Origin of the sequence: Stenotrophomonas sp. PFBMAA-4, from assembly GCF_030053215.1 — a bacterium.
Taxonomy (GTDB): Bacteria; Pseudomonadota; Gammaproteobacteria; order Xanthomonadales; family Xanthomonadaceae; genus Stenotrophomonas.
In genome coordinates this window covers 169,422-185,020 of the sequence record NZ_JASGBW010000003.1, presented here as the reverse complement: position 1 = coordinate 185,020, position 15,599 = coordinate 169,422, and the positions used below count along the sequence as shown (strand labels likewise).

Below are 15,599 nucleotides of genomic sequence, written 5' to 3'. Positions count from 1 at the left end.
CATGGTCCTGCTGGTTGCGGGTTGCTCCGGCGCTGCCGAGCCACCCGCAGCCGTCGCGGCTGCCCCTGCAAATCGGGTGTCCTGCCCGAACCTGACCTTCGACCTGCCGCAAGGCTGGCGGCTTGAGCCGCAGGGGGCGCTGCAATGGCGCCTTGTGCCGCCGCGCGCATCCAGTTTCAACGGCGTGCTGGTTTGCTGGCAGGGTGAGTACACCCCAGAGGTAATTCTGTCACTGCGTGATGAGAGTGATCGCCTGCTGGGCTGGTCGGCGCAGCACCCGAAGTTCGAGCGCAGCGGAAGCCGCTGGTTTGACGAGGAGCTGGTCGATATGACCGATGCGCGGCTGATTGCCTGCCAAACCAGCAGCGCCGACGCAGACCGGTTGCAGACCTGCATGTGGGGCGATCCCTACCCACGGCGCGAGCAGCGTGCCGATGGCTTCATCGGCGTGCGATGGACCGCGCCGGACCCGGTGGCTGATGAATTGCGGCGCGAACTGTCCGCCAGCGTGCTGCGCACCTTCTCTGTAACACCCACCCCTGAGCGCCCGAATGACCAACATCCATAACGACAAGATCCTGATCCTCGATTTCGGCGCGCAGTACACGCAGCTGATCGCCCGCCGCATCCGCGAGCTGGGCGTCTACTGCGAAATCTGGGCGTGGGACCACAACCCGGCCGAGATCGCCGCGTTCGGCGCCAAGGGCATCATCCTGTCCGGTGGCCCGGAATCGACCACGCTGCCGGGTGCGCCGGCCGCGCCGCAGGAAGTGTTCGACAGCGGCCTGCCGATCTTCGGCATCTGCTACGGCATGCAGACTCTGGCCGCCCAGCTGGGCGGTGCCACCGAAGCCGCTGACCAGCGCGAGTTCGGCCACGCCGAAGTGAACGTGATCAACCCCGATGCACTGTTCAAGGGCCTGAGCGACCACGGCGGCGAGCCGAAGCTGAATGTCTGGATGAGCCACGGCGACCACGTCTCCGTCGCGCCGCCGGGCTTCACCATTACCGCCACCACCGACCGTATTCCGGTGGCCGCCATGGCCAACGAAGAAAAGCGCTGGTACGGCGTGCAGTTCCACCCGGAAGTGACCCACACCCTGCAGGGCCAGGCGCTGCTGCGCCGCTTCGTGGTGGATGTGTGCGGCTGCCAGACCCTGTGGACCGCCGCCAACATCATCGACGACCAGATCGCCCGCGTTCGCGAGCAGGTGGGCGATGACGAAGTGATCCTGGGCCTGTCCGGCGGCGTCGATTCGTCCGTGGTGGCTGCGTTGCTGCACAAAGCCATCGGTGAAAAGCTGACCTGCGTGTTCGTGGATACCGGCCTGCTGCGCTGGCAGGAAGGCGACCAGGTGATGGCGATGTTTGCCGAGCACATGGGCGTGAAGGTCGTGCGCGTGAATGCCGCCGACCGTTACTTCAGCGCGCTGGAAGGCGTGAGCGACCCGGAAGCCAAGCGCAAGATCATCGGCAACCTGTTCGTTGAGATCTTCGATGAAGAATCGAACAAGCTGAAGAACGCCAAGTGGCTGGCGCAGGGCACCATCTACCCGGACGTGATCGAGTCGGCCGGCAGCAAGACCGGCAAGGCGCATGTGATCAAGAGCCACCACAACGTGGGCGGCCTGCCGGAGCACATGAAGCTGGGCCTGGTGGAGCCGCTGCGCGAGCTGTTCAAGGACGAAGTGCGCCGCCTGGGCGTCGAGCTCGGCCTGCCGCGCACCATGGTCTACCGCCATCCGTTCCCGGGCCCGGGCCTGGGCGTGCGTATCCTGGGTGAAGTGAAGCGCGAGTACGCCGAGCTGCTGGCCAAGGCCGATGCCATCTTCATTGATGAGCTGCGCAAGGCGGACCTGTACGACAAGACCAGCCAGGCGTTTGCCGTGTTCCTGCCGGTGAAGTCGGTGGGCGTGGTGGGTGATGCGCGCGCTTATGAGTGGGTGATTGCGCTGCGTGCGGTGGAGACGATTGACTTCATGACCGCGCACTGGGCGCATCTGCCGTATGAGTTCCTGGGTACGGTGAGCAACCGGATCATCAATGAGTTGCGGGGGGTTTCGAGGGTTGTTTATGACATCTCGGGGAAGCCGCCGGCTACTATTGAGTGGGAATGAGTTGAAAGAACGAGGGCGCCGAGAGGCGCCCTTGTTGTTTGTCAAGTGCTCCTGCATGACGCACGCTTGAGCTGATTGCCGCCGATCATCCCCAGTCAGTCATGCTGGCCACCTGCGACCGGGCCAAGGTTCAGAGTGGGGGGCAGACGACGCCGCTAATGGGGCATTTGCGTGGGAACTGCCGCATTTAATGGCTATGATTACCGCATTTACACTGCGCGGTCAGCCGAAGCCCTTATAGGTCCGTGCCATAGCGCGGCATTGGTATGCATAGAGTCATCTGGCCGGCTGAAGGGTAGGGACGGGGTGCGGCGTACGAAGAGGAAGCGCATCGCAGCAGGCACTTCCGTCAGTGCAGTGGTTCTGGCGGTTGGCCACAAGATGGATCAGTGAGGACTCTCCATGGATAACGTTTTCCAGTTCCGCGACCAGCTCATCGAACGATACGGCAGCTTTTCCCGCAGTTTCGTTCGCATCGCTGCGCCTGATATCCAAGCCGAGGTCGAACATCAATATGCGCAAGGTCGCTATTGGCCTGAGCCGCTGGTGCAGATCAACCCGAATTACCAACGCCAAGGCACGGTGCAGAACCTGGCGGCACAGGGGATTTTGCATGCTGCTTGCGCAGAGATCTTCCAGGTCGGGAAGTCTGAAGGTTCGCCAGAACCCCTGCATCTTTACAAGCACCAGATGGAAGCCTTGGCCAAAGGCCAGGAACGCCAAAGCTATGTGGTCACGACCGGAACGGGGTCGGGGAAGTCCCTGTCCTTTTTCATCCCGATCATCGACCGCATTCTCAAGGCCAAACAATCCGATGGCAAAGCACGTACCAGGGCCATTGTCATCTATCCGATGAATGCTCTGGCCAACAGCCAGCTGGAAGAACTCGACAAGTTTCTGCATGGCTATGCGCCAGAGCGTCGTCCCTTCACCCTCAAGCGCTACACCGGCCAGGAAAGCAAGGCGGAACGCAGCGCCATCGCGGATGACCCGCCCGATATCCTGCTCACTAACTTCATGATGCTGGAGTACATCCTCACGCGCTTCGACGAAGTGGATCGGCGTGTGGTGGAACACTGCGAGGGACTTGAGTTCCTGGTGCTGGATGAGTTGCATACCTATCGTGGCCGTCAAGGGGCGGACGTTGCCTTGCTAGTGCGGCGCCTGCGAGAGCGCTTGAAAGCCGAGCAACTGGTCTGCATCGGTACCTCGGCCACCATGTCCAGCACAGGTAGCCAAGCCGACCGCAACCGCGTGGTGGCCGATGTGGCTAGCAAACTTTTTGGCACCCAGATCAGCGAGCATGACGTCATCGGCGAGACCTTGGAGCGCGTCACCAACCCGCTCAAGGACGTCAACGCCATCCGTACAGAACTACCGGCGGCCGTTACGCGAAAGCAGGATATCTGGGCTGACTTCGACGCCTTTCGCAATGACCCGTTATCCATCTGGGTGGAATTGAACCTGGGTATCGAACTACCTGCCGACGAGCCTCCCAGGCGGGCGAGACCCATGATGTTGGAAGAGGCCAGCCGCCGTCTCGCCGAAGACGCGGGTTGCCAGCCGGAAGCCGCTCGCACCGCCCTGCAGCGCTTTCTAGTGGCTGCCCATGATGTGCGCACGCCCCAGGGCAGGCCGCCTTTCGCGTTCAAGCTGCACCAGTTCATCAGCGGTCCCGGCAAGGTGCTCACCACGCTGGAGGCGCGAGGTAAGCGCCATGTCACGCTCGATGCTCAGCGTTTCGCGCCGGGGCGACAGCAAGAGAATGTGCTGCTTTACCCGACGCACTTCTGCCGCGATTGCGGCCAGGAGTACCTACCTGTCTGGCACGCACAGCAACCGCTCAGCTTCAGCTCACGTGAGATCGACGATATCGCGGCAGAAGACGACGCCAGCTATGGCTTTCTGTGTCCTCTGGTGCCCGGGCAGCAATACGGCGGCCTGCTCGAAGACCTGCCGGAAACCTGGATCGACCTCAGCCGTAACGAACCCAAAATCAAGCCAGCCTACAAGAATGCCGTTCCCTATATGGTCACGGTAGATGCCAAAGGGCAATCGGGCTCGGGGACGGAGTTCTGGTTCATTCCGGGAAAGTTCCGCTTCTGCCTGAACTGCGGCACGACACACGAAGCCCACGGCAAGGATGCCAACCGCCTCTCCAGCCTGTCCGGCGAAGGCCGCTCTTCGGCCACGACCATGATTGCCCTGGCGGCCTTGCAGCAATTGTTTGCACTTTCCGAACCTGCGCCAGGGCAGCCTGACCCACGCAAGTTGCTTGGGTTTACCGACAACCGCCAGGATGCCGCTCTGCAGGCGGGACATTTCAACGACTTCATTTTCCTGCTGACGCTGCGTGCCGGCTTGATCGGCGCACTGCAAGGCAGCGGCGGCCAACTCGATGAAGAACACTTGGCCGAAAGCGTATTCAAGGCCCTCGGCTTTCAAGGGGTCGATGAAGCGACCTTGGTGGAGTATCTGCGCACCCCCAAGCTCATGGGACTGGCCCGACAAGAAGCGCAACGCACATTGCGCTTCATCATCGCTTACCGGCTACTGCGTGATCTGCGGCGTGGCTGGCGCTTCAATAATCCGAATCTGGATCAACTCGGCCTATTGCAGATTCGGTATCGAGACCTAGATGCCTTTTGCGCTGACGCCAGCATCTTTGCTGCAAACAGCACCTTGACCAAATTGACGGCAGTGCAGCGGACAGTTTTGTTCGAACTACTGTTCGACGCCTTGCGCCGCCATCTGTGCCTGGAAAGTCGTTACCTCGACCCGGTCGAGCAGGACAAGGCACGCACCAGTGCCCACACCTACTTGAATGAGCGTTGGGCCTTCGCTCCCGACGAGAAACTCGATACCGGCCGCTATCTCATCCTCGGCAAGCGCCCGGAATACAAGGGCAAGCCGCGCACCGACTTGGTGACAGGTGGTCCACGCTCCCGTCTGCTACGGCAAATAAAGACGGCCGCCTTCTGGCGCAACAGCGCCTGCGCCAGCGAGGTCGCGCAATGGAAAGATGTCGAGTGGACTAAGCTGATCGAAGCGCTGCTGGAGTCCGCCAAGGACTATGGCTATGTGCAGCGCCAACCTATCGACGCCCAGCTCGCAGGCTGGCGCTTGAACGCGGCTGCTCTGGACTGGTGCCTGATTGCCGATCAGCCGCAAACTGATAGCAATCGAATCAATCAGTATTTCCGCACCCTGTATCTCGGCATTGCCGACCTGCTGCGCCAGCCCTCGCATCCGCTGTTCGACTTCGAGGCCCAGGAACACACGGCCCAGGTGGATGCGCCACGCCGGCAACTGCTGGAGCAGCGCTTTCGTTACACCGAAAAAGACAGGCAGGATTGGGCGCAGAACCCGGCCCACGAAGCGCCGTTGGAGCGGCTGCCGGTGATGTTCTGCTCCCCCACGATGGAGCTGGGCGTGGATATCTCCGCGCTCAACACCGTGTACTTGCGTAATGTGCCGCCGACCCCCGCCAACTACGCCCAGCGCAGCGGCCGTGCCGGTCGCTCGGGTCAGCAGGCGCTGGTCATCACCTATTGCGCGGCGCTCAGTCCGCATGACCAGTGGTTCTTCCACAATGCTGAGCAAATGGTGCATGGCGTCGTGCGCGCGCCAACCCTCGATCTGAGCAACCGTGATCTCATCGACAGCCACCTGCAAGCGGTCTGGCTTGCCAGTACCCAGGTGCCGCTGGACGACAGCATTGCGCCGATGCTGGATCTCGACCAGCCCGGTAAACCACTGGAACAGCCCTTGCACGAAGCACTGCGGGCGCAGGCTGTCCAGCAGCGGGCCTTGGCCAGTGCCGACCGGGTCATCAACCAGCTTGAGGGCGAGCTTGAAGGCAGCGCCTGGTTCACGCCTGACTATGTGCGTCAGGTCATCGACAACGCGGCGCAGGCGTTCTCTGGGGCGCTGGAGCGCTGGCGCGTGCTGTTCGATGCCACCCGCCAGCAAATGGATATGGCCGATCGCATCGTCAAGAGCCATACCGCCTCGCACATGGAGCGCCAAAATGCCCAGCGCCGCTACGGCGACGCCGCGCGCCAGTACGCCGTATTGCTCAAGTCCGGCAACGGCCAGAACAATGATTTCTACACCTATCGCTACTTGGCCAGCCAAGGCTTTTTGCCAGGCTACAACTTCCCGCGCCTGCCGCTGATGGCCTGGATTCCCGCCCGTGGCGGCCAAGCCGTCAATGGCAAGGATGACGAAGGCAGCATGGTCAGCCGGCCGCGCTTCCTGGCCCTGTCCGAATTCGGCCCCCGCAGCCTCATTTATCACCAGGGTCGCATGTACCGCGTGGTGCGTGCCAAACTCAACGTAGGCAATACAGACCACATTTCCGGCAACAGCCAGTTGGCCACCATTGCCTCGTTGGTGTGCAGCCAATGCGGCTACGGTCATCTCGGCGAGCCGGGCGGCGAACAGCCGCTGGTCAATCGCTGCGAGAACTGCGACGCCTTGCTCACCGAGCACGATTGGGTGCGCGAGCTCTACCGCATCGAAACCGTGGAGACCGTGGCCACCGAGCGCATTTCCATCAACGACGAGGAACGCCAGCGTCAGGGCTTCGAGCTGCAAACCACCTACCGCTTCCTGCCCGGCCCCGATGGCCGTATCCAGCAGCAGAAGGCTACGATCCAGCAAGGCGAGGACGTGCTAGGCGAGCTCACCTACGCGCCCGCTGCGCAAATCTGGCGCATCAATCGCGGCTGGCGCAGGCGCAAGGACAAGGAGCAACTGGGCTTCTACATCAACCCTATCACGGGCACCTGGAGCAAGCAGGATGCACCGGATGCGGAGGACGACAAGGGCAGTGACGATGCTTTGCTGGAGAAGGTGCCCAACCAACGCATCGTTCCCTTTGTGGAAGATCATCGCAATCTGCTGATCTTCGCTCCCGTACATGCCTTGCCTCTGGAGGCCATGGCCACTTTGCAGGCCGCGCTCAAGCGCGGCATCGAAATGACCTTCCAGATCGAGGAATCCGAACTGGTGGTCGAGCCACTGCCGAAGTCCGACGAGCGCCGCGCCTTGCTGTTCTACGAAGCTGCGGAAGGCGGTGCAGGTGTGCTCACTCGCCTGGCAAACAATCGCGACGACCTTGCTCTCGTAGCCAGCAATGCCCTGCAACTGATTCACTATCGCAAACCGCAGAGCGGCATTTGGACGCTGGAAGATCTGCCGTCGCTGGAACAGACCGATGCACTTGGCAATCATCAGTGTGAAGCCGGCTGCTATCAGTGCTTGCTGTCCTACTTCAACCAGCCGGATCACGAACACATCAACCGCCGCAATGCGGATGCGCTGAAGCTGTTGGTTGCGCTGGCCAATGCCCAGGTGCAGCCCGTAACGAGCAGCCCGACTACCGTTATCTCAACAACAGCAAACGAGCCCCTCGACGCCTGGCTGTCCGCACTCCGCCAGGCCGGGGGCGCGCAACCTGATGCGGTCAACGTGTCCGTCAACAATGGCGTAGCCACTGCGGCGGCCCAGTACAAGGCATCTCGTGCTTTGGTGTTTCTGTCCGCTGTGGATGATCAGACCACCAGCGTATTGCAGGACAAAGGCTGGCAGGTGCTCGATCTTTCGGACGCTTCACGCTGGCCACAACAATTCGCCGCGCACGCCGATGTGTTCGGTTCCAAGGAATAAAGGCGCATGACGATCCTCGAACACGACTTTCTGCCCGGCAACCTGGTGCGCGCCCGAGGCCGCGAATGGGTAGTGCAGAGCGGCTCCCGCCGCGACTGGCTGCGTCTGCGCCCATTGAGCGGCGCCGATGACGAAAGCATCGCCCTGATCCCCGAGTTGGAACTGCATCCCGTCGAACCCGCCACCTTCGACTGGCCCGATCCTGCACGCGCCGGCAACCATGCCGCCGCGCTGTTGCTACGCGATGCCTTGCGCCTGACCCTGCGCGCAGGCGCGGGCCCGTTCCGATCCTTTGGCAATATCGCGGTGGAGCCTCGCGGCTACCAACTTGTACCGTTGCTGATGGCACTGCGCCTGTCCACTGTGCGCCTGCTGATCGCTGATGACGTGGGCATCGGCAAGACCGTCGAAGCCGGCCTGATCGTACGAGAGCTCATGGATCGTGGCGAAATCGCCCGCCTGGCCATTCTCTGCCCGCCGCACCTTGTCGAGCAGTGGCAAAGTGAGTTGGAAACCCGCTTCAACCTTCAGGCCGTGGCGTTGACTTCGTCTTCGGCCTCCCGCATCGAACGTGATCTTCCGCATGGAGTGAGCCTGTTCGACCATCATTCCGTGGTGGTCGTCAGCCTGGACTACATCAAGAGCGAACGCCACCGCGAACAGTTTCTCGCTACCGCCCCCGAATGCATCATCGTTGACGAGGCCCACACCTGCGCCAGCAGCGGTGCAGGCAAGCAATTGCGCTTCGAGTTGCTGCAACGCCTTGCCCGTGACACGCAGCGACACCTGATTCTGCTGACCGCGACCCCTCACTCTGGTGACGAGACCGCCTTCTACAACTTGCTGTCGCTGCTCGATCCGCGCTTTGCGGCCTTGCAAGGCCGAATGACGGCCTCCGACCCACTGCGTCAGGAACTGGCCCGCCACTTCGTCCAGCGCCGCCGCAAAGACATCGTTGAATGGCAGGCGGAGACCCATGACGGACGAGGTTTTCCCCGCCGCATGAAAACCGAGCTTACCTATCAACTCAGCGGCGAATGGGGCGCGTTCTTCGACGCAGTGCAGGACTACTGCCGCGAACTGGCTGAAACCGTTGAGCAGCAAGAACAACAAGGCAGCGCGCGCCTCATTTGGTACGCCACTCTGGCATTGCTGCGCTGCGTGGCATCGTCGCCCGCAGCTGCCGTCAAGGCGTTGACCACACGGCTGGAAGGCACTGTGCCGGATGAGGCGCTTCTCAGCGACGAGCGCCTGCACGATGGCGAAGCCGACGACCTCTCCGCCAGTGACCTGGAGCCGCCTGCCCAGGTGCAGGACGCTGCGCCGCGTCTGCAGGCCTTGATCGCGGACGCGCAACGTCTTTCTGGCAAGGCCGGTGATCCAAAGCTGGCTGCGCTCATCCGGCATATTGACCTCCTAGTGAAGGATGACTATCACCCGGTGGTGTTCTGCCGCTACATCGCCACCGCCCACTACGTGGCCGAACACCTCAAGGCCGCTTTCCCCAAAGCTACCGTCGATGCCGTCACCGGCGAACTCACTCCCGAAGAGCGCCGAGAGCGTGTGGATGAGCTGGAGGATGCTGAGCAACGCATCCTAGTTGCGACCGACTGCCTCTCCGAAGGCATCAACCTGCAACATCTGTTCACTGCTGTCGTCCACTACGATCTGGCCTGGAACCCCACTCGCCACGAACAACGCGAAGGCCGCGTCGATCGATTCGGGCAGCATGCCGATGAAGTGCGCTGCACCATGCTCTACGGGCAAGACAACCCGGTGGATGGCTTCGTGCTTAACGTCATCCTCAAGAAGGCCGAGGCCATTCAGAAGGAGCTCGGCGTGCTCGTTCCCATGCCCGAGGACGAAGCCCGCATCAATCAGGCCTTGGTCAGGTCGGCATTGATAAAGCGCAGCGACGGTCGTGCCGCATCGCCGCAGGTCGCATTCGACTTTGGTGAGTCGGAGCAGATGCTCGCTCCTCTACAGGCCCAATGGCGCGACGCGCTGGAAAAAGCCAAGGCCAATCGCACCGTGTTCGCCCAGCGTCGCATCAAGCCAGACGAGGTGCTACCCGAATGGCACAAACAGCAGAAGGCTTTGGGCACCCATGCTGACGTGTCGCGCTTTCTGCAGAGCGCTTGCGTGCGGCTGGGGTCACCGCTGGAGATCGGCCGCAAGCAGTCTGCACGCTTCTTACCGCAGCACCTCCCCGAAATCCTGCGCCAACGCTTGACCGACGACGGTATCGACGAACCCCAGCTCATCGAACTCAACGGACTGCATCGCAGTCACCCGTTGGTTGGGCTGCTGGCTCAGTACCTGCTGGAAGACGCACTTGGAGGTGAACGTCCGCTGGCCGCCCGTTGTGCTGCCACTCTTACCAACGACGTAGAGGTCGTCACCACCCTTTATCTACTGCGCCTGCGCCACCAGCTCAGCTACGTACGCCGTCGCGAGCCCTTCCAGATGATGGCGGAGGAAACCGTTGCTCTGGCTGTGCAGGGCCGCAATGCTCCCCAATGGCTGGTCGACGATGGCGTGAGTCGCCTGCTCGAATGCGCGCCGAGCGGAAATCTGCCGCCGGAGGCGGCAAAGCGCGAGATTCGCACCGCGCTCGACTTCCTCGCCGCGCATCCGCAGCAGCTACAAGCGGTAGCCCAAGAGCGGGCTGATGCCCTGCTGGCCGACCACCAGCGCGTGCGCGAGGCCACCCGTGACGTGGGCCAGTACAGCGTCAGCCCCTGCCTACCAGTGGATGTGATGGGTGTGTACGTGCTGCTGCCTGACTCGCTATAAGCTTCGGCCTGGAGAAGAACAACCGTGAAACGCATCCGCAAGGCCCAGGCCACGCTGAACCTGCCCACCCTCAAGCTTGAAGGTGGGCTGTTCCTGCCCGATCAGCTGGAAAAAGCCGCTCAGGGCCGCGCTAACGCACAACTAGAGGCCGACTACGGCACCCCCAAGGGCGTCAAGCTCAAGGACGAATACAGCCGCGCCTTCCAGATTGCCTGCGCTCAATGGCGGCATTTCGCCGCGCAGATTGGGCGCGCCGACATCGATGCTGCGCAGCTCACCACCGCCTTCATCCGCGAACTTCTGCGCGATTCGTTTGGCTACGCGACCTTGCAAGCTACGGCAACACAGCAAGTGGGCGAACTGCGCTATCCCATCAGCCTAATGGCTGGCAGCCTGCCCGTACTGGTAGCCCCGCACACTCTGGGGCTGGACGAGGCCGACGCATGCTTTGCCGTGCAGGGCGGCGGCAACAGTAAGAAGGCCCCGTTCCAGGCCATGCAGGAATTGCTCAACGCCAGTGAACCGCTGCAATGGGGCATCGTCAGCAACGGCAAACAACTGCGCCTGCTGCGCGACGCTGCCTCGCTCACCCGTCCCAGCTTTCTCGAAGTGGATCTGGCCGACCTGCTTGGTGGGCAGCGTTATGCCGAATTCGCCAATGTCTGGCGTCTGCTGCACGCCAGCCGCGCATCCTGCCTCGGCCGAGAGGCTGCGGTGTGCATCTGGGAACAATGGCGCAACGAGGGCCAGGAGGAAGGCACCCGCGTGCGCGATGGTCTGCGCAATGGTGTCGAACAAGCTCTGCTGACACTCGGCCACGGCTTTCTGCAACACTCCGCCAACCAAGCCCTGCGCAACGCTCTGAACGACGGTTCGCTCAGCAAGGACGACTTCTTTCAGCAACTGCTGCGCCTGATCTACCGCCTTATCTTTGTCTTCACGGTCGAGGAACGCGGCGTGCTGCACCCCCAGGCAGACAGCGACGAAGCACAGGCTGCCCGCCTCGACTATGCCGAAGGCTACTCACTGGCCCGCCTGCGCGAACTCTGCCTCAAGCGTCGCGCCCGCACGCGTCATGACGACCAATGGCAAACCATCCGCATCGTGTTTCGTGGCCTGGCGCAAGGTGAGCCCCGCCTGGCGCTGCCCGCGCTGGGTGGCCTATTCGCACCGGAGCAATGCCCTGCTCTGGATAACGCCAGCTTGGACAACTCCCATCTGCTCACCGCCATGCAGCACCTGCGCTGGGCCGTCGTCGGGCAAGGCAAGGGGGGCAGTCTCACCCCGGTGGACTACCGCAACATGGGGCCGGAAGAACTGGGCAGCGTCTATGAAAGCCTGCTGGAACTGGTGCCCGCCATCGACCTACCGGCGCGCACGTTTGGCTTCGTCGGCCGCACCGAGGAGGGCAGCACCGCAGGCAACGCCCGCAAGCTCACCGGCAGCTACTACACTCCCGACAGCCTGGTGCAGGAACTGATTAGGAGTGCACTCGATCCTGTCATCGAAGAGCGCCTGGCGGCCCGTCCGGCCAATCCCACCGAGGCACTGCTGGCCATCCGCGTCGTTGATCCGGCTTGCGGCAGCGGCCACTTCTTGCTGGCCGCCGCCCGCCGCTTGGCGGAAAAGCTGGCTCAGTTGCGCAGCCTCGAAGGCGGACAGGAAGGTGCCATCCAGCCACTCGACTACCGCCACGCCCTGCGCGAAGTGGTGGCCCGCTGCATATATGGGGTGGATCGCAACCCCATGGCCATCGAACTGGCGCGCATGGCACTGTGGTTGGAAGGCTACGAGGAAGGCCGGCCGCTGGGTTTTCTCGACCACCACCTGCAAGTGGGCGACGCCCTTCTGGGCCTGACCGACCTGAACGTTCTGGAACAAGGCATCGCGAAGGAAGCCTTCAAGCCTTTGAGTGGCGACGACAAGGATGTGTGTAAAGAACTGGCTAAGGTCAACGCCGCCGGCCTCAAGCAGATTTCCAAGGATCTGCAAGGCAGGCAGATGCTGCTGGGCGAGGACAACGGCAGCGGTCTCGAAGCCTTACGCGCCATAGAATCCCTGCCCGCCGACAGGCCTGAACAAGTGGTGGCCAAGGAAAATGCCTGGCGGGGCTTTCTGGAAGAATCCGCCCGCAGCCCGTTAGCCCGCGCCGCCGATGTGCTTGTGGGCGCCTACCTGCTGCCCAAGGCGGAGGACACCGCCGACACCGTGCCCACTAGCATCACCCTGCATGCGCTGCTGACCGACCCGCAACGCACCCAGACCGAGCACGCCGCCCCCATCGCCGCCGCACGCACGGCCTGCGAACAAGCCCGCGTGTTCCATTGGCCGCTGGCCTTCCCGCAGGTGTTCGCGCAAGGTGGCTTCGACTGCGTGCTGGGCAATCCGCCTTGGGAGGTGTCGCAGATGGGCGAAGAAGAGTTCTTCGCCACGCGTGCTCAGCACATCGCGAAACTGGCGGGCGATGCACGCAAGCAAGCCATTGCTGCGCTGCCTGAAACCGATCCGCGTCTGTGGGATGAGTTTGTCAAGGAAAGCCAGCGGATCGCAGCTGCAAACAATTTCTACCGGGAGTCGGGACGCTTTCCGCTGACGGCCGTTGGCAAGCTCAACACCTATCCCTTGTTTGCCGAAACAATCCTGCAGATCCATGCCGACAGCGGTCGAGCGGGTTTTATCGTGCCCACCGGCATCGCCACAGACGACAGCACCAAGGCATACTTTGGCCATATCACGCAGAACCGGCGGCTGATCAGCCTGTACGACATCGAGAACCGCGAAAAGCTGTTCCTAGCTGTCGACAGCCGCATGAAGTTCTGCCTGCTCACCTTGGGGGCCGCGGAGCAGGCCGAGTTCGTCTGCTTCGCCACCCAAGTCAGCCAACTGGCCGACCCGCGCCGTCGCTTCACCCTCACGCCCGACGAGTTCCGCCTCATCAACCCCAACACGCTCACCTGCCCGGTTTTCCGCAGCGAACGCGATGCGGAACTGACCAAAAAGCTCTACGGAGCCGCTCCGGTGCTGATGCGCGATGCCGTGGTTGAAGGTGAGGGCAAGTACGCCAGGGTGGTGGAGCCCGCGCAGAACCCGTGGGGCATTACCTTCTCGCAAGGCCTCTTCAACATGACCAGCGCCAGTCATTTGTTCAAGGCAGAGCCCGGTCCGGATCGATTGCCACTGTACGAAGCAAAGCTCATCCACCAGTTCGACCACCGCTGGGCCACCTACTCGTTAGACGGCAACAGCCGCGACGTCTCGCCGGTCGAGAAGGCCGACCCGGCATTCTCTGTCACCCCACGCTACTGGGTTGAGTCCCGCGAAGTCTGGCTGCGTGTTGCCCGTTTGCCCGAAGGATTGCTGAAAGCCCTTAAGGACGGCAATGCACAGGAGACCGTGCTCAGCGTGACCCATTTGTTGTTCGGTTCGCACCTCATGGCACAGCGCAGCGTCAATCCAAGCATGGGTGCGTACCCCGCCTGGAGAGCCTTTGTAGCCCGCCAGCCCTATGCGCAGACAATCGCACCCACATCGCTGGGCCTCGTGAGCAACAGCTCGGAAAGCCTGCAACCCTTGAATGACGATTGCCTGCCCGCCAAATGCGAAGCCAAGGCGCAGCTCTACACGCATGGCTCCAGCAACACTACGGCCTGGTACACCATTGATCATGAAGCCGAGAGCGCTCTGCTGGCGCTCGCCGCCGACTACGGCCATCTGCCTGCATCGGAGACGCCCTTGGCGGACGAGCACGCCGTGCTCGCCCTAGCCGAACACTGGCTGCAGGTTGCCTGCCCGCAGTGGTTGATGGGGTGGCGGGATATCACCAATGCGACTAATGAGCGGACGGTCATCGCGTCGGTGGTGCCGTTGGCTGGCGTTGGCAATCAGATGCCATTGATGCTATTCCCCGACGGGGGAAACCGTGCACGATTCGCTGCGCTGCTCGCCAACCTGTCTGCGCTGGTATTTGACTTTGTGGCGCGGCACAAGACAGGTGGCACGCACATGAATTACTTCATCTACAAACAGCTTCCCGTATTGCCGCCAGACCGCTACACCGAGGCCGACCTCGCTTTCATCGTGCCGCGCGTACTGGAACTGACCTACACCACCCACGACCTTGCCGCTTGGGCCAGAGATTTGGGCTACGAAGGCCAGCCTTTCACCTTCGACCTCGACCGCCGCGCCACCCTGCGCGCCGAACTCGACGCCTATTACGCCAAACTCTACGGCCTCACCGAGGAAGAACTGCGCTATATCCTCGACCCCGCCGACGTAATGGGGGCCGACTACCCCAGCGAAACCTTCCGCGTGCTCCGAAACAATGAGCTGCGGGATTTCGGAGCGTACAGAGAGACGTCAGTCACGCCCCTTCGATTGGCCAGTGTCGATGGCGAAACCCGTCGCGATCACGTGCAGTACCGCACCCAGCATCTGGTGTTGGAAGCTTTCAAGCGAGGCTTCAAGATAGAAGACGCATTGCCTGTTCAGGCTGAAGCCACGGCTCGGCAGGTCGTCGATCGAGCGTCCCTGCCTGATGGAATCTGGGCACGACCACAACAGAATGAAGGTGCGGAGACGGGGGTGGCCTTGGCCGCCTTGCTCAAGGCTGCGCAGGCCCCATGGCCGGTGCGCCATGTACGTCTCGCCGCCGTCTTGGCGCTTGAGCCCAGGCTGATGACGCCTTTGCTGGATGCGCAGGATGCTCTGGATTGGCAACGCCTGGTAGGAGAAGAAGCTAGGCCGCTGCCCGGGGCGGTGTTGAGCTTCATACCGCGCGCAAATCAGGCTTGGGGCGGGGCTGTGCGCTTCCTCCGAAGCAGTGGCTACCTGATTGAAGATCTTGGAGCGGGGACTTGGGCCAAAGGTGGCGAACTAGATGTACCTGCTGCCGAATGGGCGGAAGGACGTGCCCAGATGATTCTTGTTTTCCTGCAAGCGCGAGGGCAAGACTTCGATCGTGTCATTCGCGAATTGCCTGACGAGATAGGGGGATGGATTGAAGCCGCAGCCTGA

5 protein-coding genes are annotated in these 15,599 nt (G+C 62.2%); all 5 read left to right on the top strand.

Features of this window, described 5'->3' with window-relative positions:
• Window position 1 precedes the first annotated feature (1 nt).
• The 5 genes from QMZ26_RS03395 (at window position 2) to QMZ26_RS03375 (ending at window position 15,599) form a co-directional block, all read left to right on the top strand.
• A complete protein-coding gene (locus QMZ26_RS03395) occupies window positions 2–568 on the top strand; it encodes a hypothetical protein (protein ID WP_283220584.1) in 567 nt (188 codons plus the stop codon).
• The gene (gene guaA, locus QMZ26_RS03390; RefSeq protein WP_054171531.1) at window positions 552–2,117 is read left to right on the top strand and encodes a glutamine-hydrolyzing GMP synthase; all 1,566 of its coding nucleotides are present in this window, start codon (window positions 552–554) and stop codon (window positions 2,115–2,117) included. The genes QMZ26_RS03395 and guaA overlap by 17 nt, the downstream gene beginning before the upstream one ends.
• A 402-nt stretch (window positions 2,118–2,519) precedes the next feature.
• Entirely contained in the window at window positions 2,520–7,790 is a 5,271-nt protein-coding gene (locus QMZ26_RS03385) for a DEAD/DEAH box helicase (RefSeq protein WP_283220583.1), read from the top strand.
• Between the two features lie 6 nt (window positions 7,791–7,796).
• Window positions 7,797–10,586, top strand: a complete 2,790-nt coding sequence (locus QMZ26_RS03380; RefSeq protein WP_164077647.1) for a helicase-related protein — start codon at window positions 7,797–7,799, stop codon at window positions 10,584–10,586.
• Between the two features lie 24 nt (window positions 10,587–10,610).
• Window positions 10,611–15,599, top strand: a complete 4,989-nt coding sequence (locus QMZ26_RS03375) for an N-6 DNA methylase (protein WP_283220582.1) — start codon at window positions 10,611–10,613, stop codon at window positions 15,597–15,599.

Bases quoted from the DNA above. Each gene is read 5' to 3' on its own strand.
- QMZ26_RS03395 (WP_283220584.1), top strand. From the start codon at position 2: ATGGTCCTGCTGGTTGCGGGTTGCTCCGGCGCTGCCGAGCCACCCGCA.
- guaA (WP_054171531.1), top strand. From the start codon at position 552: ATGACCAACATCCATAACGACAAGATCCTGATCCTCGATTTCGGCGCG.
- QMZ26_RS03385 (WP_283220583.1), top strand. From the start codon at position 2,520: ATGGATAACGTTTTCCAGTTCCGCGACCAGCTCATCGAACGATACGGC.
- QMZ26_RS03380 (WP_164077647.1), top strand. From the start codon at position 7,797: ATGACGATCCTCGAACACGACTTTCTGCCCGGCAACCTGGTGCGCGCC.